Source organism: Marinicella rhabdoformis (assembly GCF_009671245.1).
GTDB lineage: Bacteria > Pseudomonadota > Gammaproteobacteria > Xanthomonadales > Marinicellaceae > Marinicella > Marinicella rhabdoformis.
Genome location: NZ_VTFS01000003.1, coordinates 276135 through 297708 on the forward strand (window position 1 = coordinate 276135; position 21574 = coordinate 297708).

Below are 21574 nucleotides of genomic sequence, written 5' to 3' on the forward strand. Positions count from 1 at the left end.
TTTAGGGCATGGCTGGTGGTTGATTATTTAACAAGCTTTCCACTTCATTCAATGTATCAGCAGCCACCCACTCGGGCAATCCTGCAGTCCACATCAAAGTTTCTGCTTCTAACTCATGCTTTTCTATGAGCTCTTTCACTGCTGCTAAGTTTATTGGCCCTACACGTTTCCCAGCGATGACCGCAAAATAATGTTTTATGACCTCCGTTTTTTCAGGCATCGGTGGTGGGGCCAATGGATCGGTGGCATCGCCCTGTCCAAGCGCTTGACCAAATGATTGCGCCATACCAAAGCCCATCCCCATAGCCATACCAGAGCCTGCTGTACTTTGATTATTAGCTGCATCTCGCATCGACTGTGCTTGCTGATACCTTGTGAACCGATTTAAATCTCCAACAGCAATGGAGCTGGCACGTTCATCCAGTGCCCGCTCAACAGCTTCTGGAACTGACACATTCTCAACCAATAAAGTTTCTAATGACAATCCATAGGCACCAAACATCGGTTGTAATTGATCTGTAAGGAACTTTCCTAAATCATCATAACTGGCTACCAAATCCAAAATAGGCACTTTGGCTTCACTGATCACTTTAGCAAATCCAGTTACAACCAAGTTTTTCAATTGACCTATGATTTCTTCTAAAACAAAATGACCATCGGTACCCACAATTTCTTTGAGCATAAGACCTGGGTCTTTGATTTTAAAAGCATAAGAACCAAAAGCCCTTGTGCGAATGACACCGAATTCAGGGTCACGTAAAATCAAAGGATTTCGTAAACCCCACTTCATGTCAGTAAAAACGGTGCTATTGAAGAAGTAAACCTCTGCTTTAAAGGGACTTTCAAAGCCATGTTTCCAGCCCTGTAACGTTGAGAGGATTGGTACATTTGCTGTGGACAACTCATATAAACCGGGTGTAAAGACATCTGCCACTTCACCTTCATTCACTAAAATAGCAACCTGGCCTTCACGGACTGTCAACATGGCACCATTTTTTATTTCATTACCATATCGTGGAAAACGATACACCAAGGTATGTTGTGTATCATCCGTCCATTCTATGACATCAACCAGCTCTCCAAACAACTTATCCCATATGCCCATCAGCCTTGCCCTCTTGATTAAAAATAACTATTATAGCAACACAATTAAATAACATAAATAGCCCAAAAATAATGTCCTATCAAATAGCAATCAATGACCCCACCTTAGGTCCTCATTTTAAAACATTGAATCTGGCATGGCTTGAAAAGTACTTTGTTGTTGAACCCATTGATGAACAGGTTCTTTCTCAACCACAAAAAATCATTCAGCAAGGTGGTTTTATTTTCTACATATTGGATAATAACCGTGTATTGGGCTGTTGCGCATTGAAACACCACGGTGATCAAGTTTATGAATTAACCAAAATGGCCGTTACTAAAACAAGCCAAGGCAAAGGCTTAGGTAAAAGATTGATGGACGCTTGTATTTCACATTTTGAATCCATTCCTGGTAAATCATTGTATTTAGAAACCAATTCCTCACTCAAGACGGCCATCAAACTTTATGAAAAATATCACTTTGTTGCTAAGGAGTGTCCTTTTAACACCCCTTATGACCGTGCTGATTATTATATGGAATGGCAGGGTTAAAAAAACACTTGAATAATCGCTTTATTCAATTACCGAAACATTCAATCGCAGCTTAATTTGATCACCAGGGTACTCAGCCATTTCAATATACCTTAACTCACCGTTATATCGATAAGACACGTCATAACCTATGAGCTGTTCCTCTTCAACATAGACAGTATCAATAAAGCACCTGGTTTCTACTTCATGATAGCGATTCCGGGCTTTGTCCTTTTGTGCACCCACACTGGCGCCAATCATAACACCAGCAATTGTAGCGGCATCCCTTCCACTGCCTCTTCCGAACTTGTTGCCAATGGCACCACCAATAATTCCACCAAGGATTGAACCGCCTTTGTGTTTTTTGCTGTACCGTTTATCGAGTGGCATACGCTCACAAATTTCCCTACTCTCAGGTACTGAAATGGTTTCTATGATCGGCTGTGCGTCTATTACATCAACATAAATCACATCATTATATCGGCCAGCTAAAGCCACGCCACTCAACACCAGTGACAACATTAAACATGTATTTTTCATTTTGCACCTCAAAATTATGGTATACGAAATATCATAGTTGCCTCGAAGTGAACAAAAACTGAATAAAGAAGCAGAAATAGTAAGAAAATTAACTAAAAAGCGTGAGATTTGCAAAAGGTTGGCCGAGAAAAACTCGGCCAACAAAGGCGACATCATAACCCTATGATGTCAACCCATGTTCACTTCAAGGACTTTGACCATATCCTGTGTAGAAGTGAACTTACCCACGGGTAGAATTCTAAGCCAAAACATGCCAAAAGTCATGGTTTTTTTATGCCCTTATTTTTCTGTCAATTTTAATACATCAGATTCTGACATGGGTCTACCAAAGTAATAGCCCTGACCATAATCAAATCCCAACAGCTTTAAAGATTGATATTGCTCTTTTTCTTCAACACCTTCTGCTACCAGTTTCATACCTAGATCAGTACCAATCCTTGCTATTGACTGAAGAACCGTTGCGTATTTTTTATTTTCAAACATATTTCTAATAAACACTTGGTCCACTTTCAAAACATCAAAATCTAATTCAACTAGCTGTTGCATACCAGAATGACCAGTACCAAAGTCGTCAGCACATATTGGAAAACCTAATGCTTTACATTTATGAATCCATTCATTGGCTTGTTCAAAATCAACAACCATAGTTTCTGTTATTTCTAACTTCAGCCGCGATGGAGCCACACCATTTTGCTTCATTAAATTAACCACATGCTGTAGGAACAAATCATTATCTAACTGTTTAGGTGAAACATTGATATTAATAAAATAATGTTCAGGTAAACGACTGAGTACCTGACACGCTCTTTCAAATACCAAGCGCCCAACATCCACTATTAAATCAGTTTCTTCGGCCAAAGTTATAAACTCAAAAGGAGATATCACCCCTTTATCTGGGTGCTCCCAACGACTCAACGCTTCAAAACCAGCAATGTCTCCTGTAGCGATGTCATTTATAGGCTGATAAACTGTTTCAATTTGTTGGTTCCCTATTGCTGTTCTTAACTCACTTTCAAGCTTAATTTTCGTTAACCCAGCATCTTCAATGACTGATTCGACTTCTGAAAAAAGGACATCACTATCCAATGATGTATCATTAGACAGCAGCGATCTGAACCTTTTTAACAATACACGCACCAACGCCTTAACAATTGGGTCACTGCCTTGCAGTCGCTCTGTTATTTGATTTGTTTTGACCTTTAACAAAGCCACCTGAGTAAGCGCCCTGGCTGAAGTAGATCGGGGCTTTTGATCAAGAACCCCCATCTCACCGAACAAATCGCCAACCACTAATGTATCAAGAGATTCATCTTCAATGAAGATATCAACTTTGCCATGCTCAATTACATAAGCACAGTCTGAAGTTTCACCTTGGTGAAAAATCACCTCTCCTGCTTCATAAAATCTCAGATGTGAACCCATAATTTGCTCCAGTTACTTATACTTATTCTGAATTGTTTTATGGAAAATAACAACTGAAACTACCATTACTGCAAATATTGTATTTTTTTCAAAAAAAAACCCCGGAAGTATCCGGGGTTTTAATTAACAGCTGATTGTTGCTTTTAGAAACCAGTCTGACTGAGCATATCTTCATTGATATAAACATCCGCTTTTTCTCTGAGTGCTTTAATCAACAATTGTTGTTCATTGGCTTTAACATTTCTGCTTAATTGGGCCGTTTCACTATTTAAATCAACATTTTCCAAGTCAGCATCATTAATTTGGGTCAATTTAACCAATGCAACATCATTTCCATTGGCTTCAAGAAGCACTGTAGAGTCTCCTTCATTAAGTTCAGTTGAAAAAACATTAGCAACCAAAGTAAATGGGTGTTCTGATCCCGTTCTTTTTACATCAGTTGCTACAACTAATGTTAAATCATTCTCATCAGCCAACTGCTGTAAAGTCTGTCCGTCATTTGCCGATGTTAATAGTTTCTCAGCAAGTTCATCAGCCATAGCCTTAGCCTGTTCATTTTTAACAGCCGCAGCCACAGACTCTCTCACTTCTTCGAGAGGCTTCAATGCAGCTTCTTTACTTTCATTGATATGAATAAAGACAATATGTGTGTCAGAAATATTGATCACATCAGAGTTTTGTAGATCATCCTTTACCAAACCTGAAAATGCCGCTTCTCTAAAATCTGCATTAGCTGCCAAACCTTCACCGCTGTTTCTGGTAAATAATCCAGTTGTTTTCAATTCAAAACCAGAATCTTCAGCTACAGAATCTAAATTGTCTTCAGCATCCAAAACCAAAGCCGCCAACTCACTGGCCTTGTCTAAAAATAGATTTTCCGCTTTTTGAGCTTGCAAAGCTTGAACAATGTCATTCTTTACTTCTTCAAAAATAGGGCCATCTGATGCTTTTATTTCATGCAATTTAATTAAATGGTAACCAAAACTGGTTTTAACTGGCTCGGAAACAGTACCTTCAGACATAGAAAATAAGGCTTCATCAAATTCTGCGACCATGTCACCAGAATTAACCCATCCCAAATCTCCACCTTGAGCTGCAGAACCTGGATCTTCTGAGTTTTCTTTCGCTAATTCTGCAAAATCTGCACCTTCATCAATTAGCTGCTTCAACGATGCGATTTTTGTTTGTGCATCGTCTGAGTCATTAATTAATATGTGTGAAGCCAATCGCTGTTCACCTTTTTGATACAAGACTTTATTTTTTTCAAAATCTTCCAAGGCCTCTTGTTCAGATATTTGAATATCCGCAGCCACAGTTTCTGCATTCAACTCAATATAATCAACAGCAACTTGGGGTTCTGTCATGTATTGGTCATGATGGTTGTCATAATAAGTTTTGATGTCTTCATCACTCAACTCTATGCTTTCTAGGAATGGTTGCGGAGACACGACAACATAATCAAAATTTCTGGTTTGTAGATTTAAAGCAGCTATACTTTTTTGCTCTGCAGGAGTCACGAAGTTGGTTAAATCAACAGCGTCGTTAATAGCGGTTGCTATAAGTCCATCAGTAATCTTGCCCTGTAAAATAGTAGCGGATTGGTTTGTTTGAGATAAGAAGGAAGCATACAGTTCAGGACTGAATTTACCTGAAGCGTCTTTAAAAGTAGCAGCGTCTTCTATAATTGCCCTAATTTCAGATGCTGTCACTACATAGCCACTGTCTGCTGCTGCTTGTTTGAACAACTCATTGTTTATCATTGATTCCAAGAAATTTCGTTTCATCATTGGAGATTCGAAATAACTCGGGTCAAACCCTTCGCCAAACTGGTTCATTAAATTCTGTCTATACTGACTAAATTGTTGACTGTACTCATTGATGGAAATTTTTTCACCATTGACGACAGCTACAGCATCATTGCTTGATTGTGTGAAGTAATCTTGCACACCCCACATGGCAAATGCCAAAATCAACAACCCCATGACAAAGGTCATTAACAAACCTGAAGATTTCTTTCTGATCCAAGTTAACATATTTAATATACCTAAAAATAACTAAAAAAAAAGGGTGTCATATGACACCCTTTTTAGTATGGCGGAGCGGACGGGACTCGAACCCGCGACCCCCGGCGTGACAGGCCGGTATTCTAACCAACTGAACTACCGCTCCGAATCTGGTGGGTGCTGAGGGGATCGAACCCCCGACCCTCGCCTTGTAAGGGCGATGCTCTCCCAGCTGAGCTAAGCACCCGATTCAGTGGAGCGTCAGTTTACTGCATCTTTAAGTGCTTTACCAGCCTTAAATGAAGGAATTTTAGCAGCTTTAATTTCAATGGTTTCGCCAGTGCGTGGGTTGCGACCTTGACGGGCAGCACGCGCTTTAACAGAAAAAGTACCGAAGCCAACAAACGTTAATTTGTCATCATTTTTCATGGCATCAGTAATAGTACCAACTACTGCATCAAATACGTCTGAAGCGGTGTTTTGAGATACATCAGCAGATTCTGCAACTGCTCTGATAAAATCTTGTTTTTTCATTTCTTAACTCCTTCGTTCTTATTTTTAAATCCGACATTCCGTCGAGAAAGGCGCATTTTATACTAACATTTAGCATTTAGGCCAATTTATTTTAACTATTTTTAATCTTTTTTATTTTTTCTTGAAATCATCAATAAAAGCGACCAACACCTACAACATTTGGGTTCTAATTTCCAGCGTTAATGACGATTTTCTTTGCCAGAATCCTTAGTTTTAACTACTTTGTCTGCACCCTCGATAACAACATCTTTTTTATCTATTGGCACTATTTTCTGAAACAAAGCCAAAGTCAACACCTCATCAATCCATTTAACAGGAATGATTGATAGCTGCTCTTTGATATTATCAGGCATTTCTTTCAAGTCTTTTTCATTTTCATGTGGAATAATTACAGTCTTAATTCCACCCCTTAAAGCCGCCAGTAACTTTTCCTTTAATCCACCAATGGCCAACACCCTGCCTCGTAAAGTAATTTCTCCTGTCATAGCAACTGTTCGCTTAACCGGATTCTCCGTTAATGCAGAGACCAAAGCCGTACACATACCAATTCCAGCACTTGGGCCATCTTTAGGAGTTGCACCTTCTGGCACATGAATATGAATGTCGTTGGTTTTAAACAAAGATTCATCAACACCTAACAGATGCGATCTTGATTTAACTACAGACAAAGCTGCTTGGATTGACTCTTTCATCACATTGCCCAAATGGCCTGTCAATGTCAACTTGCCGGAACCTGGATAAACGGCAGCTTCAATTTGCAATAAATCACCTCCCACTTCAGTCCACGCCAGACCGGTTACGACTCCCACTTCGTCTTTTTTCTCTGCCACACCATAGCTGCATTTGTGAACACCTAAAAATTCATCAATATTTTTAACTGACACATTGATTGTATTCACTTTTTCATCAGTTAATATTTTTTTAACCGCCTTTCTAGCAACTTTTGCGATTTCTCGTTCTAAATTTCTAACACCTGACTCGCGTGTGTAAAAACGAACTATCTCTTTGATGGCAGCCTTTGATATTTTGACTTCTGATTTACCTAAGCCATGCGCTTTCAATTGTTTAGGAATCAAATAACGAAGGGCAATTTCAATTTTTTCCTCTTCGGTATATCCAGGGATTCGAATAATCTCCATGCGATCACGCAATGGTCCTGGAATATTCAAAGAGTTCGCTGTAGCAATAAACATCACCTCTGAAAGATCAAAGTCAACTTCTAAGTAATGGTCGGCAAAAGCGTTATTCTGTTCCGGATCCAATACTTCGAGTAACGCAGCTGCAGGGTCACCACGAAAATCTCGTGACATTTTATCTAATTCATCCAAAATCATAACAGGGTTGCATTTTTTAACCTTGCTTAAATTTTGTATAACTCTACCAGGCATAGAGCCTATATAGGTTCTTCTATGACCCCTGATTTCTGACTCATCAGACACACCGCCCAATGAAAATCTACTGAAAGCTCTATTAGTGGCTTTGGCAATTGATTTACCCAAAGAGGTTTTACCCACACCTGGCGGTCCCACAAGGCACATGATGGCACCTTTCATTTTGGGTGTTCTTTGTTGTACCGCTAGGTACTCAAGGATTCTTTCTTTAATTTCCTCTAAGCCATAATGATCTTCATCTAACACTTGCTTTGCATAAGCCAAATCCAGCTTTAATTCAGATCTTTGCTCCCATGGCAAGGCCAAAACTGTATCCAAATAATTCCTGACCACAGTCGCTTCAGCAGACATGGGCGGCATCATTTGCAGCTTTTTAAATTCAGAATCAATTTTTTCTTTAGCTGTTGGTGACAATTTTGTTTCGGCAATTTTTTTCTCTAATTCACCATACTCAGAATTACTTTCATCAATATCAGTTAACTCTTTTTTGATTGCCTTGATTTGTTCGTTTAAATAGTACTCACGTTGATTTTTTTCTATTTGTCCTTTGACACGTCCACGGATTTTCTTTTCCATGACCATCATTTCCAATTCTTTTTCAATCAGCGTCAGAATGTATTCCAAGCGTGCCTGTGTGTCGAGAATTTCTAATATGGTTTGCTTTTCTTGGTGTTTGATTTGCAAATGAGCAGAAACAGTGTCAGTTAACTTTTGAAAGCTTTCTATACTTCCAATGTTATTCAATATTTCTTTAGGAATCTTTTTATGCTTACCTACATAATCTGAAAAACGTTCACGCAATGCCCTTTTAAGCGCAACAGTCTCAGCATTGCTTTCAGGCTCTAGACATTCAAGTTCTATATAGTCAGATTTAAAATATTCGGTATCTTCAAGGTTTTGAAGCTGTACACGTGATTTGCCTTCAATCAAGACTTTATGCGTACCATCTTGTAACTTAACCATCTGCAATATAGAAGATAAAGTACCAACATCAAACACATCAGAAATTTGAGGCTGGTCTTCTTCTGGAAGGCGTTGTGCCACCAAAATAACAGGAGAATTGTCCTTCATCGCTGTTTCCAACGCTTTAATCGATTTCTCCCTGCCAACAAATAATGGAACCACCATACCAGGAAATACCACCACATCTCTCAGTGGTAATACGGATGTTTTATTAGTCATGCTGTCTCTCTTTGTTATTCAGTCCCTTGATTGGGAATGGCACCGTAAACGATATAAGGGGTATTACCATCTTCAATCACCGCACGATCGATGACTACTTTTTCAACATTTTCTAAATCAGGCAAGTCATACATGATGTCAAGCAATGCATTCTCCATGATGGTGCGGAGCCCACGGGCACCCGTCTTTCTGGACATCGCCAATGTGGCAATTGACTCAAAAGCATCTTCACGAATTTCTAGCTCAACACTTTCCATATCAAATAATCGCATGAATTGTTTTGAGATGGCATTTTTAGGCTCTTTTAAGATCCTTACCAGCGCACTTTGATCCAACCTTTCTAATGTAGCAGACACAGGCAATCTGCCAACAAACTCTGGAATCAAGCCAAACTTAACCAAATCGTCTGCTTCTAACCCTTTGAATAAGGCCAGCTCTTCTTCATGTGCTTTCTGAGAGGCAACTGTAGCTGAGAAACCAATTCCAGTTTTAACTGAACGCTCTTGGATGATTTTTTCTAAACCAGAAAAGGCGCCACCACAAATAAACAAAATGTTTTTGGTGTTTACTTGCAAAAATTCTTGTTGTGGGTGCTTTCTTCCACCTTGTGGAGGAATTGATGCCACTGTTCCTTCAATTAATTTCAATAAAGCCTGCTGTACACCTTCACCCGAAACATCTCGTGTAATAGAAGGGTTCTCAGACTTTCGAGACACTTTATCTATCTCATCAATATAAATAATGCCAGACTCAGCTTTTTCTACATCATAATCACAATTCTGTAGCAGTTTTTGAATGATGTTTTCAACATCCTCACCCACATAACCCGCTTCAGTCAATGTCGTTGCATCTGCAATGGTGAATGGGACATTCAATATCCTGGCCAATGTTTCTGCTAATAATGTTTTACCGGAACCTGTTGGGCCAACCAATAAAATATTAGACTTTGAAAGCTCTACATCACTGCCATCTGCATAATTAGAACGAATTCTTTTGTAGTGATTATAAACAGCTACAGCTAACACTTTTTTTGCTGTTTCTTGACCAATAACATAGTCGTTCAATAACTCATGAATTCGCTTTGGGGTGGGTAAATCCTCTAGACCCTCAGATATGTTTTCTTCAATCTCATCTCTGATGATTTCATTGCATAGATCCACACACTCATCACAAATAAAGACGCTAGGTCCTGCGATTAATTTTGTAACTTCTTGCTGGTTTTTTCCGCAAAAACTGCAATGCTTGATTTCTTCTATTCCTTTGTCTTCGCTCATTTTGATGTATAGATTGGTTAAGTTTATATGACAATATCATACAAAATATGCCATCAGAATTCGATCTTTTGGCTTAATTTTGCTTTGCTGATTTTGAATATGTGGGATTTGTCTTAATATTCAAGACAAAATTTAAATCATTGACGATTTGAGGGAATAAAAAGCCTAATCTCTCGTCAAAGAAAAATCAGGCTTAAATACATTTCTAGTATGTTTATCGTTCAGTGATAACTTCGTCGATAATGCCGTATGATTTGGCTTCTTCGGCCCCTAAAAAGTGATCTCTGTCAGTATCTTTCTCTACCTTTTCTATAGGTTGTCCAGAATGCTTAGCCATTAACTCATTCATTTTAGCTTTAATCTTTAACATTTCACGGGCGTGAATGTCAAAATCGGAAGCTTGACCTTGAAAGCCACCCAAAGGTTGATGAATCATCACTCGGGCGTTGGGTAAAGCAAACCTTTTTCCCGACGTTCCTGCATTCAACAAAAAAGCACCCATGCTGGCAGCCTGACCAATACACATGGTACTGACATCTGGCTTAATAAATTGCATGGTGTCATAAATTGACATCCCAGCAGTGATAACACCACCGGGACTGTTAATATATAAATTGATGTCTTTGTCTGGATTTTCAGCTTCTAGAAACAACAGTTGAGCCACAACCAAATTAGCCATATGGTCATCAATTGCACCAACCAAAAATATGATCCGCTCTTTAAGAAGTCGTGAATAGATATCATATGAACGCTCACCTCTGGCAGTACGTTCAACCACCATAGGGACCAAGTTCATTGCTTCTTTGTTTTCTAACATATTATCCACTCCAAACCTTTTTGTGATTATGCTTTAGGCTTCATGATGTCATCAAAAGACTTTTTATTCTCAACAATTGAAACTTGTGACTCTATCCATTCCATCACTTGAGATTCCATAACATTTTGTTCAATACTAGACATCAACTCTGGTGTCTTGTAATACATTTGCACAACCTCTTCTGGCTTTTCAAATGTTTGTGCCATTTCATTAATTTGCTCTCTTACTTTAGCAAAATCAGTTTTAATATCTTGTTCTTTAGCGATATTTTGTAATATCAAAGTATTTAATATACGATCAGAAGCTTGCTCTTTGAATGAGTCAGCTGGTGGCATAGGGGCATCTTGAACACCCATTTGCTTGGCTTTTTGAACCTCTTGCTCAGCCATAAACTGACTTTCACGACTGACCATAGACTCAGGCAATAAAGTACCTTCACAAGCACCTCGCAATGCTTTTAATGCGTTGTTTTTAAAATCTACAGAAATAGATTGACTCAATTCGCGCTCTAAGTTCTTTCTGATATCGCCTTTAAAGTCTTCTACATCACCACTTTCCACTCCGAAAGACTTGATAAACTCTTCATCAACTTTTGGTAATTTGGCTTTTCTCACATCTGCAACATCAAATGAAACTGTGGCTTTTTTACCAGCCAAAGCAGCAACATTAAAGTCTTCAGGGAAATCAACATCCACTTCAGCCGATTCTTTTGCCTTTAAGCCAACAATGGCTTTTTTCAGGTCAGCAGGAATGTTACTCTCACCTAAAAGAACGCCCATTTTTTCTGCGCCATCTTCTGGGTATGTAACTTCACCTGTTGTTTTATACTCAATAGTAACTAAGTCACCGTTGGCAATTTTACCCTTACTTTCTTTCCAGTCTTGCTTTTGTTTTTGCAAGTTTGTAATCATGCCATCGATGTCTTTATCAGATATCTCTGCCACCATTTTTTCTACTTTCAGTGCACTGTAATCAATCGTAGGCACTTCAGGCATCAATTCCACTTTAGCCTTGAATGCGAAACCACCATCTTCTTTGTCATCAGCTTCTGTTACTTCTGGTGCAGCTACAATATTCAAGTCATTTTCTTTCAATGCTTGTTCAATGGAGTTTTGCATCATTTCACCCAACACTTCTTGTCGGGCATGCTGACCAAATCGTTGGGTTAAAATATTTTTAGGCACTTTGCCTTGTCTGAATCCCTTCAAACGAACTTCTTTACCCAGTTCAACTAATTTAGCATCTACTTTTGACTGAATTGCATCCGCAGCTAAGTCGATGTTAACAATTCTTTCCAAGCCTTCTGACTGATCAATAGAGATTTGCATCTTTACTCCAAAGTTTTTCTAATTCAATAAATATGGTGCGAAAGGAGAGACTCGAACTCTCACATCAAAGATACTGGTACCTAAAACCAGCGCGTCTACCAATTCCGCCACTTTCGCAATGTGTGTTGTATATGGGGTAAATGAAAACAATTTCAAGTTACCATCACCACCCTATTATATAAGGAGTGCATATAAATGATGAGAAGAATGAATGGGGTGGCCGATGGGGCTCGAACCCACGACAACCAGAATCACAATCTGGCGCTCTACCAACTGAACTACGGCCACCATATCAAATACCGCTGGCGCGCCCGGCACGACTCGAACGTGCAACCCTCGCCTTAGAAGGGCGATGCTCTATCCAGTTGAGCTACGGGCGCAATGCGGTTTTAACAAAAAATGGTCGGGGTAGAGAGATTCGAACTCCCGACCCACTGCTCCCAAAGCAGTTGCGCTACCAGGCTGCGCTATACCCCGACTGGTCTTACTTCACTCATTTCATCAAGCTGGCGAATTTTATACGTTCACCTACTTAAGTTCAATCATAAAAGTAAGTTTTATTCTTTGCCAACTTGGCAAAGATTTTCAATTAACAGTATTTTTACCATCAATCTTAAAATGGCGCGCCCGGAAGGATTCGAACCTCCGACCACCTGGTTCGTAGCCAGGTACTCTATCCAGCTGAGCTACGGGCGCTCAAGGGATGCGAATTATGTTGTTTTTAAAATTCAAAGTCAACATTAATTCTCATCTTTTTCACACCGCCTGAAATCAGACAGTGAAAATGGCGGAGAGTGAGGGATTTGAACCCTCGATGGGCTTTTGACCCATACTCCCTTAGCAGGGGAGCGCCTTCAGCCGCTCGGCCAACTCTCCGTTTCTTTTTAAATACTTTTTAGACTTGTGTATTCATATCAAGTGCTGCGCTCCCATGGGAGACGCCTGACTACCGGCTCCTGCCCTTCGCCCTTCGGGTCCGCTTCGCGGGGCTAAAATGTTCCAGACATTTTAGTCAGCCGCTCGGCCAACTCTCCGTGTTACATGAACTTTATTAAATAGAAACATGCAATCTGTTAAAGCACTGCCTTAACGGGTGGCTCATTTTAAGTGATAAAATGAATTTTGCAACTTGATTTTTTAATTAATTGATTCTTTTTTATTTGTTACCTAAATTATCTTCAGGTTCAACCTCTACAACCAATTCAGTTTCTTCATTCTTGATCCGCTCATATATCTCTTCCCTGTGCACGGCTATTTCTTTGGGTGCATTAATTCCAATTCTGACCTGGTTCCCTTTGATACCTAAAACGGTAACAGTTACATCATCACCAATCATCAATGTTTCACCAACTCTTCTTGTCAAAATTAACATGCTATTCTCCTTATATATTTCATTCAGCCCTCGGGGCGAGCTTTCCAATAGAGCCTTGTTATTTTTATTGTTAGACTCAGACAGAAGATAGATTAAACTATATTTCCGTCTGATTTTAAAGTGCTATTTTTATTTTTGCTGCAAGGTATTCAATACTTTAGCTATTGAAGCTTCAAGTGTTTTGACATCTCCATCTCCGCCACCTTGAGCAAAATCCGGACGACCACCGCCACGACCACCTAAAGGAGCCAACACATCTTTAATAATAGCACCTGCTTTATGCACTTGAGTCATCGCATCAGTGACACCAACCAAAATTTGAGCCTTTCCCTCTTTGACATTCGCAAAGACAACAATGCCCTTTTCAAACTTCCCTTTGAAACCGTCAATATGATCTCTCAACACACCAACTTCTGTATTTTCAAATACATGTGACAAAAAATGTACATCACCCACAACTTTTACTGAATCAAATACATTTTTAACAGCTGCATTGGCCTGAGACTGTTTTATTGAATCGATTTCAACTTGTAATGATTTATTCTTATCAATTAACTGCATCAAAGATTGAGTTATTTGACCAGGCTGCGCCTTTAAAGTATGAGCCAACAACCTCAATTGCCTTTCATTTTCCTGAATCAGCGACAGTGCAGTAGAGCCAGTAACAGCTTCTATTCTTCTGATGCCTGAAGCCACTGCAGTTTCTTCAATGATTTTAAACAAACCGATATCACCTGTCGCCTTAACATGCGTTCCACCACACAACTCAACAGAGTAACCACCAAAATCCATGACACGAACATCGTCACCATATTTTTCACCAAAAAGCGCCATAGCACCGCTTTCAACGGCTTCATCGAAAGCCATGACGTTCGCTTCGGCACTGTAATTGGCTCTGATGGCATCGTTTACCTTCCGCTCAACTTGTTGCAACGTTTCTGAATCAATGGCTTGATCATGTGAAAAGTCAAAGCGCAACTTTTCTGCATTGACCAAAGAGCCTTTTTGCTGCACATGTTTACCCAAAATATCTCGCAAAACCTTATGCAGTAGATGTGTTGCCGAATGGTTCAAAATCACATCATTCCTATATGATTGATCAACTTGAACCTTAACCTGGTCACCCTTTGATAAACCTCCTGATTTAACTTCAGCATGATGTAAATGGAATTGATTCGCTGCTTTTTGAGTATCACTCACAACAACATGAACTCCACTATCATTTGTGATAACACCTTTGTCACCTACCTGGCCACCAGATTCAGCATACATTGGAGTGGCATCTAAAATAACAATGGCATGACTACCGGCACCAACCGATTCAACCAAAGAACCTTCTTGAATAATTGCCACAACTTCAGCATTGGATTCAGACCTGTCATAACCCAAAAACTGTGTTACTGGAAGGGTTTTAATGATTTCGGCTGATAGTTGATTGGCTTGCGTGAATTGCTTGCTTGATCGTGAACGTACTTTTTGCGCCTCCATCAGAGACTCAAAACCCGATACATCTACAGCGCGACCTGACTCCCTGGCAACATCTTGTGTTAAATCCAAAGGAAATCCATAGGTGTCATACAACTTAAATGCAACGGCTCCACTGACGGGCTCATTTGCCTTTAATTTTTGGGTCATCTTATTGAACTCTTGCATACCTAAACCTAAAGTTTCAGCAAACTTCTGTTCTTCCTTTTTCAAAGCAGCCATAATCACATCACGCTGCTCTACCAACTCAGGATAGTCTTCACCCATCACATCTATCAATGCCGGAACCATATGGTAAAAGAACAAAGATTGTGCACCTAACTTGTGACCATGTCTGGCTGCACGCCTGATAATACGTCGCAATACATAACCCCGCCCTTCATTTGACGGTAAAACGCCATCAGCAATTAAAAATGCACAGGTTCTGATGTGGTCAGCAATCACTTTCAAAGAAGGATCTTTTGTGTCGCGTGCACCAGTCAATGCCACTGCTTTTTTAATCAAATGTTGAAACAAGTCAATGTCATAGTTATTGTGCTTCCCTTGCATAATTGATGCAATTCGCTCAAGACCCATGCCAGTATCCACACAAGGTTTAGGTAAGGGAGCCAATGTACCATCTGCCTGACGGTCATATTGCATGAATACCAGATTCCAAATTTCTATGTACCTGTCGCCATCTTCTTCAGGCGTACCAGGTGGACCACCTGCAATGTCTTCACCGTGATCATAAAAGATTTCAGTACAAGGGCCACAAGGACCAGTATCACCCATCTGCCAAAAATTATCTTTGGCTCCGATACGTGACAATCTGCTTTTTGGAAAACCCATATCATTAAGCCAAATTTTTTCGGCCTCATCATCTTCTTCGAAAACAGTTACCCACAATTTTTCAACAGGCAAACCCAGTTCCTTGGTCAAAAAATCCCAAGCCATTTGAATCGCTTCTTTTTTGAAGTAATCTCCAAAGCTGAAATTACCTAACATTTCAAAAAAAGTGTGATGACGCGCGGTATATCCCACTTGGTCTAAGTCATTGTGCTTTCCACCTGCCCTAACGCACCTCTGCGATGACGTGGCACGCGTGTAGTTTCTTTTTTCTGCACCCAAAAACACGTCTTTGAATTGAACCATACCAGCATTAACGAACAACAATGTCGGGTCATTGCCAGGAATTAATGAACTGCTTTTGACTTTGGCGTGTTGATTTTCAGCATAGAAGTCTAAAAATTTCGCCCTGATTTCTTGGGTACTGAGCATAGGAAATAATTCAATGATAAAACGATGTGATTGTATTGAACTGTGTATCAAGATACAACATGATTAAATTCTGAATGCATAAAAAAAGGCGCCATCAGCGCCTTTTACCAATTTGAAGCCTTGATTCAACCAAGAAGGCCGTTTAAATAGCCCATCTTCCATGCAGCGAATACAGCACCACCCAATACACCTATGGTTATCACCCATTTCAAAGCGCCTGAACCACTCGATTCAGACTGCTCAAGAGGAGCCGCATTTCCATGAGGTGCTGTGTTTTTCTGTGAAGCTTCTTTTCCAGCAGGTTCTGGCATGCCTGGCGTCTGAATTAAAAACCTCAAATTATCAAGCTTAACTTCATCACCCACATTCAAGTGTGCTTCATCAATTTTTTCCCCGTTGACATATGTACCATTTGAAGAACCTAAATCTTTGACCGACAAACCATCAGCTTCTACAGTTATTTGTGCATGCTTCCTTGATATGCCGTCGGCATTGATACAGACATGACATTCAGAGTGACGTCCCAAGACGGTGGCGCCACGCAAAGGAAATGTTTTACCAAAATAAGCACCAGAAACACCACGCAATACAAATTTAGGCAAAGCCATTCTGATGCGGGTGCGGTTATCGTCCTCTTCCTCTTCAGTCACGTCAATAACTTTCAAATGTACCTGAGCCATAATAATCAAATCATTGGGTCTGACTTCTTTATTTTGCTTAACCAGTTTGCCATTAACGGAAACCAGACGAGCCTCATTATCAATTGAAATTGACAATTCCTTACCCTTTACATGCAATGTGGCGTGTACTTCTGCCAAACCTTTGTCCTTAATCACCACCTCGGCCTCATCAGATGAGCCAATGCGATAATCGCCGTCTACCAGGTCTTTGTCTTTCAATTCTCCATGCGGAAAGTTTAATTTCATGTTATTGGTCCCGAAAGTTTATTGATAAAAGGTTTGTAGCCTTGTTTTTCTTTTGATTATAGCAAACTCCAATAAAGGCGCAAGCAATCAATTAAACGCTTGCCAAGTTAATCACAGTTTTACCACACATGTAGTTTTGTAACACTTCTGGTACCAAAACACTGCCATCTGCTTGCTGGTAATTTTCCAGCACAGCAATCAAAGTGCGGCCCACGGCCAACCCAGAACCATTTAAAGTGTGTACCAATTGTGGCTTTTTAACATCAGCAGAGCGAAAACGAGCTTTCATACGTCGCGCCTGAAAATCCAGACAGTTAGATACTGAAGAAACTTCTCTGTATGTGTTTTGAGCTGGCACCCAAACCTCTAAATCAAAGGTTTTTGTGGCTGAAAAGCCCATGTCTCCAGAACACAACACCAATACACGATATGGTAAATTCAATGCCTTTAAAATTGCTTCAGCATGCCCGGTCATCTCTTCTAATGCATCAAATGATTTGTCAGGGTGAACAATTTGTACCATCTCCACTTTTTCAAACTGGTGCTGGCGAATCATGCCTTTGGTGTCTTTACCATAACTCCCAGCTTCACGCCTAAAACAAGGTGTGTGTGCTGTCATCTTGATGGGCAAATCAGCTTCATCAATAATGGTATCGGCCACCAAGTTAGTTAAAGGCACTTCAGCTGTAGGAATCAAATAACGATTGTCTTCCGTTATGAATGCATCATCAGCAAACTTAGGCAACTGACCTGACCCTTTCATGGTTTCTTCATTCACTAAATAAGGTACGTAAAACTCTTTATAACCATGTGATTGGGTCTGCTTATCCAACATAAACTGAGCCAAAGCACGATGAAGCTGTGCCATTTCGCCCGTCAAAAGGGTGAAACGTGACCCTGATAAATTGGCCGCTGATTCAGCATCTAATCCTTGACTAATTTCGCCCAGCTCAACATGGTCTTTGACTTCAAAGTCAAACTTTCTGGGTTCACCCCAAGTACGTACTTCTACGTTATCTTCTTCATCCTTACCTAATGGCACCGAATCATCTGCTAAATTGGGGGTATATAAAATCACCTCATCCATTTGAGCCAAAATATCTTTTAATTTGTCTTTAGAATCATCCAAAGCAGCACCAATTGAAGCCACCTCATCCAACAATGGCTGTACATCCTCACCGCGCCCTTTGGCTTGACCAATGGATTTAGAAATGGTGGTCCTTTTATTTTGTAAGGCTTCAGTTTCTAACTGAACCGCTTTTCTTGATTGCTCTAAAGCTTGCCATTTTGCCACGTCCAATTGATAACCACGTGCGGCCAGTTTTTCAGCCGTTTGTTCCAATTCATTGCGTAAAAGTTGTGGATCTAACATGATTGATTATCTGTACTACTAAAAAGTGGCTCATTGTAGCCCAACAGCCCTCATTATTGAAGTCGACTGCCATCCTTTAACAAACACAGGAAGTTATTTTTTATTCAGTCGACTCATCGCATACCATTCCAGCAAGTTTAGTCAGCCGTGAAACCACCATTTCTCCTGCAGGATAAAGGTTGATGTTATTGGGTTTCCACTTAAAAACACCTTGATTACAACTGGTAAAATGAAGCTCAAAAAAACCCCAACTTGAGACCATAACATCACTGCTGTTAAACAATGGAGGAAACAAAGCGCCATCAGTAACTGCAGCCTCACCTTCAAATTTAACACCATCATGTGTGCCAACCGCAACCAACCACATGGTATTACCCAGATGGTCATAGGTGTACCAGTAAACTTGCGCTCGACCAGCTGGCAAAATTTCAACATTCAATCCATGACCTGACTGCTCAAGGTTGTACCAAGAACCACTGTGTGAAGGCAAAATGGCAAACTCGTTTGGTGAAGCAATTTCAAACCTAACATCGTCCAACCTTGCCACAGATAACTCATTTGATCCTGAATTTTCCGTATCAACGCCCAAAGCAATTTGTGCATACTTCATTCCTTCTGGCGGCATCACTTCTATACTGACACGGTGCCATATGCCATCATTAACAGTATCATCTGAATATAAAAACTCCGTATACCCCACTGACATCTGGTCTTCATTCAGCCAGGTAATGATTGCTGCGGCCCCTGTTGCTTGTGTATTGGACATCACCTTCATAGAAACAGAAAGTCGATACATTCTTGAGCTGTTTACTTCGATTGGTGTATAAGATGCAGTAGAAACGCCACCATTATTAAAATCCGTTTTTATTTCAAAAGCACCATCAGCGGCATGGCCATCATCTGCCACCCAAACTGCATCAGAGTAAGTGGTGTCCCAACCAGATATGTCTTGGTCAAATGCACCATTGGTGACTAAGTTTTGAGCTGAAAGTTGAGCTGAGAAAAAAGTTAATAAGAAGAATAAATGTTTCATGGAATTTGCCTTTTATATCATTGATTACCCTTTCTTACGATATAAAGTCATTTATCAGGACAAAATCACCAATTTATTTTTAAATCCTCATCCATGTTTTTTTCTAACCATTGTTTATGTGACTTTATTTCATCTTCACTTGCTTTGACACTGACCAATGAAGGCAAATCATCTAGATTAAATTGTAAGTTTTGCAGACCGTCATCTTGACTCACCGACAGATCTAATTTGGTTTGACCTCCTGTCATGGCCAAGAATACTTGACCTAAAATTTCTGAATCGAGTAATGCGCCGTGCAAAGTACGGTGTTCGTTACTGATACCATACCGACGACACAAGGCATCCAAATTATTTTTTGCCCCAGGGTGTTTATGCTTAGCAATGGTTAAACTGTCGGTGATTTTACAAATATCCTCTAATCGAAAGTCTTTGCCACACAGCATCAATTCATTATTGATAAAGCCGACATCAAATGGTGCATTATGAATCACCAATTCAGCGCCTTTTACAAAGTCCACAAATTCATCAACGATGCGCTCAAAAGTTGGCTTGTCACTCAAAAACTCTTGAGTGATGCCATGAACCGCCAAAGCTTCTGCATCAATCTCAAAATTGGGCTGAGTATATTGGTGATAATGTTCTGAAGTGACTTCTCGGTTTTGGACTACAACAGCACCAATTTCAATGATTCTGTGACCGTCATCAGGCTTTAAACCCGTGGTCTCTGTATCCAACATGATTAACTTGCCATCAATCAAATTCATCTGCATTGCTCCGCTTGTGCCCTGGCAGCCTCATCAACCCGCTCATTGTTAACATCACCTGCATGCCCTTTGACCCAATGCCAATTGATATTATGTCTCATTAAAGCGGCATCAAGTTGTTGCCATAAGGCTTTATTTTTTACAGGCTCTTTTTTACTGTTTTTCCAACCCTTAGCCTTCCAACCATGAATCCAAGAGGTGGCGCCATCCATGACATACTTAGAATCCGTATATAATTCAATATCACAAGCGGATTTTAAAGCAGTTAAAGCCGATATCACAGCCTGCATTTCCATTTGGTTATTAGTCGTCTCAGCTTGATGTCCTGTGAGCATTTTCTCTTTACCTCGACACATCAATAAAGCCGCCCAGCCACCTGGGCCAGGATTGCCTAAGCAAGAACCGTCGGTATAAATCGTTACCTTTTGCATCCGTTCAGTAGTATCATTCATGCAGGCATTATAAAACATTACATCGACTATATGAAAATCAAGATTCATCCTATTCCAGCATTCAGTGACAATTACATATGGACTTTACAAAACCAAAGTCATGCAGTGGTGGTTGACCCAGGTGATGCCACCGCAGTAACATCCTATTTAAACAACCACAACCTCAATTTAGCTGCGATTTTAATCACCCATCACCATTACGATCATGTCGATGGTTTAGTTGAATTACAAACCCAATGGGATTGCCCCGTCTTTGCCCCCAAAGATGAAAGGATTCCTGGTAACTTAACTGTTGTTAGTGATAAAGCAAGCGTCAAGATTGAACAACTTAAACTCAAATTTAAAGTCTTATTTACACCTGGCCACACGCTGACCCACATATGTTATCTTAATAAGGACATGTTGTTTTGTGGAGACACACTCTTTAGCTTAGGCTGTGGCAGAATGTTTGAAGGAACTGCCGAACAATTCAGCTCATCATTAAATCAATTGAAACAACTTAACGATGACACTAAAGTATATTGTACCCATGAATACACAGAATCTAATTGGCGCTTTGCTCAAGAAGTCAATCCAAAAAACCAGAAGCTAAACACATTCAAAACACTTCTAGATGAAAAACGAAAGCAAGGTTTGCCTTCCTTACCTAGCACAATGGCGGTAGAAAAGTCATTGAACCCGTTTTTAAACTGCAGTGACCCAACTATAGTTTCAGCCGTTTCAGGACACTTCAATCAACAACCAAACACAGCATCCGAAACTTTTGCCCTACTCCGGCATTGGAAAGACAACTTTTGACGCCATC

General features: G+C 40.1%; 18 protein-coding genes and 8 tRNA genes. 2 read left to right on the forward strand and 24 right to left on the reverse strand.

Annotation, left to right across the window (positions count from 1 at the left end):
* Nucleotide 1 precedes the first annotated feature (1 nt).
* A complete protein-coding gene (locus FET73_RS09040) occupies nucleotides 2-1105 on the reverse strand; it encodes an SPFH domain-containing protein (RefSeq protein WP_154223626.1) in 1104 nt (367 codons plus the stop codon).
* A gap of 71 nt (nucleotides 1106-1176) precedes the next feature.
* On the opposite strand from FET73_RS09040, the gene FET73_RS09045 reads away from it, so the two are divergent.
* On the forward strand, nucleotides 1177-1635 hold the full coding sequence (locus tag FET73_RS09045; RefSeq protein WP_154223627.1) for a GNAT family N-acetyltransferase: 459 nt from the start codon (nucleotides 1177-1179) through the stop codon (nucleotides 1633-1635).
* A gap of 21 nt (nucleotides 1636-1656) precedes the next feature.
* Here the strand turns inward: FET73_RS09045 and FET73_RS09050 are convergent, their stop codons facing one another.
* The 23 genes from FET73_RS09050 to rnhA all read right to left on the reverse strand — a co-directional run bounded on the left by FET73_RS09050 (nucleotide 1657) and on the right by rnhA (nucleotide 20748).
* On the reverse strand, nucleotides 1657-2154 hold the full coding sequence (locus FET73_RS09050) for a glycine zipper 2TM domain-containing protein (protein ID WP_179952204.1): 498 nt from the start codon (nucleotides 2152-2154) through the stop codon (nucleotides 1657-1659).
* A gap of 279 nt (nucleotides 2155-2433) precedes the next feature.
* Nucleotides 2434-3576 (reverse strand): EAL domain-containing protein, encoded by a 1143-nt coding sequence (locus FET73_RS09055; protein ID WP_154223629.1) that lies wholly within the window; start codon nucleotides 3574-3576, stop codon nucleotides 2434-2436.
* A gap of 143 nt (nucleotides 3577-3719) precedes the next feature.
* Nucleotides 3720-5609 (reverse strand): SurA N-terminal domain-containing protein, encoded by a 1890-nt coding sequence (locus tag FET73_RS09060; protein WP_154223630.1) that lies wholly within the window; start codon nucleotides 5607-5609, stop codon nucleotides 3720-3722.
* A 59-nt stretch (nucleotides 5610-5668) separates the two neighbouring features.
* A tRNA-Asp gene (locus FET73_RS09065) sits at nucleotides 5669-5745 on the reverse strand.
* A gap of 5 nt (nucleotides 5746-5750) precedes the next feature.
* A tRNA-Val gene (locus FET73_RS09070) sits at nucleotides 5751-5826 on the reverse strand.
* Between the two features lie 14 nt (nucleotides 5827-5840).
* Entirely contained in the window at nucleotides 5841-6113 is a 273-nt protein-coding gene (locus tag FET73_RS09075; RefSeq protein ID WP_154223631.1) for an HU family DNA-binding protein, read from the reverse strand.
* A gap of 179 nt (nucleotides 6114-6292) precedes the next feature.
* The gene (lon, locus tag FET73_RS09080) at nucleotides 6293-8686 is read right to left on the reverse strand and encodes an endopeptidase La (protein ID WP_154223632.1); all 2394 of its coding nucleotides are present in this window, start codon (nucleotides 8684-8686) and stop codon (nucleotides 6293-6295) included.
* A gap of 14 nt (nucleotides 8687-8700) precedes the next feature.
* Nucleotides 8701-9960, reverse strand: coding sequence for an ATP-dependent Clp protease ATP-binding subunit ClpX (gene clpX, locus FET73_RS09085; RefSeq protein ID WP_154223633.1), 1260 nt, complete (start codon nucleotides 9958-9960; stop codon nucleotides 8701-8703).
* A 214-nt stretch (nucleotides 9961-10174) separates the two neighbouring features.
* A complete protein-coding gene (gene clpP / locus FET73_RS09090) occupies nucleotides 10175-10777 on the reverse strand; it encodes an ATP-dependent Clp endopeptidase proteolytic subunit ClpP (RefSeq protein WP_154223634.1) in 603 nt (200 codons plus the stop codon).
* Nucleotides 10778-10803: 26 nt separating this feature from the next.
* Complete coding sequence (gene tig / locus FET73_RS09095) at nucleotides 10804-12105, reverse strand: trigger factor (protein WP_154223635.1); 1302 nt, start codon at nucleotides 12103-12105, stop codon at nucleotides 10804-10806.
* A gap of 33 nt (nucleotides 12106-12138) precedes the next feature.
* Nucleotides 12139-12222: transfer RNA gene (locus FET73_RS09100), tRNA-Leu, on the reverse strand.
* A 95-nt stretch (nucleotides 12223-12317) separates the two neighbouring features.
* Nucleotides 12318-12393: transfer RNA gene (locus tag FET73_RS09105), tRNA-His, on the reverse strand.
* A gap of 15 nt (nucleotides 12394-12408) precedes the next feature.
* Nucleotides 12409-12485, reverse strand: a tRNA-Arg gene (locus FET73_RS09110).
* Between the two features lie 20 nt (nucleotides 12486-12505).
* A tRNA-Pro gene (locus tag FET73_RS09115) sits at nucleotides 12506-12582 on the reverse strand.
* Nucleotides 12583-12724: 142 nt separating this feature from the next.
* Nucleotides 12725-12801 (reverse strand) — tRNA-Arg (locus FET73_RS09120).
* A gap of 89 nt (nucleotides 12802-12890) precedes the next feature.
* Nucleotides 12891-12981 (reverse strand) — tRNA-Ser (locus FET73_RS09125).
* Between the two features lie 280 nt (nucleotides 12982-13261).
* The gene (csrA, locus tag FET73_RS09130; protein WP_154223636.1) at nucleotides 13262-13477 is read right to left on the reverse strand and encodes a carbon storage regulator CsrA; all 216 of its coding nucleotides are present in this window, start codon (nucleotides 13475-13477) and stop codon (nucleotides 13262-13264) included.
* A 129-nt stretch (nucleotides 13478-13606) separates the two neighbouring features.
* On the reverse strand, nucleotides 13607-16222 hold the full coding sequence (alaS, locus tag FET73_RS09135) for an alanine--tRNA ligase (RefSeq protein ID WP_154223637.1): 2616 nt from the start codon (nucleotides 16220-16222) through the stop codon (nucleotides 13607-13609).
* A 125-nt stretch (nucleotides 16223-16347) separates the two neighbouring features.
* The gene (locus FET73_RS09140; RefSeq protein ID WP_154223638.1) at nucleotides 16348-17148 is read right to left on the reverse strand and encodes an FHA domain-containing protein; all 801 of its coding nucleotides are present in this window, start codon (nucleotides 17146-17148) and stop codon (nucleotides 16348-16350) included.
* A 91-nt stretch (nucleotides 17149-17239) separates the two neighbouring features.
* A complete protein-coding gene (serS, locus tag FET73_RS09145) occupies nucleotides 17240-18520 on the reverse strand; it encodes a serine--tRNA ligase (protein WP_154223639.1) in 1281 nt (426 codons plus the stop codon).
* 100 nt (nucleotides 18521-18620) lie between these two features.
* A complete protein-coding gene (locus FET73_RS09150) occupies nucleotides 18621-19553 on the reverse strand; it encodes a hypothetical protein (RefSeq protein WP_154223640.1) in 933 nt (310 codons plus the stop codon).
* 65 nt (nucleotides 19554-19618) lie between these two features.
* The gene (dnaQ, locus tag FET73_RS09155; protein ID WP_154223641.1) at nucleotides 19619-20317 is read right to left on the reverse strand and encodes a DNA polymerase III subunit epsilon; all 699 of its coding nucleotides are present in this window, start codon (nucleotides 20315-20317) and stop codon (nucleotides 19619-19621) included.
* Nucleotides 20314-20748, reverse strand: coding sequence for a ribonuclease HI (rnhA, locus tag FET73_RS09160; RefSeq protein WP_154223920.1), 435 nt, complete (start codon nucleotides 20746-20748; stop codon nucleotides 20314-20316). Before rnhA ends, dnaQ begins: the two co-directional genes overlap by 4 nt.
* A 51-nt stretch (nucleotides 20749-20799) precedes the next feature.
* Here rnhA and gloB point away from each other — a divergent pair, with 51 nt between their 5' ends.
* Nucleotides 20800-21567, forward strand: coding sequence for a hydroxyacylglutathione hydrolase (gene gloB / locus FET73_RS09165; RefSeq protein WP_154223642.1), 768 nt, complete (start codon nucleotides 20800-20802; stop codon nucleotides 21565-21567).
* Nucleotides 21568-21574: the final 7 nt, after the last annotated feature.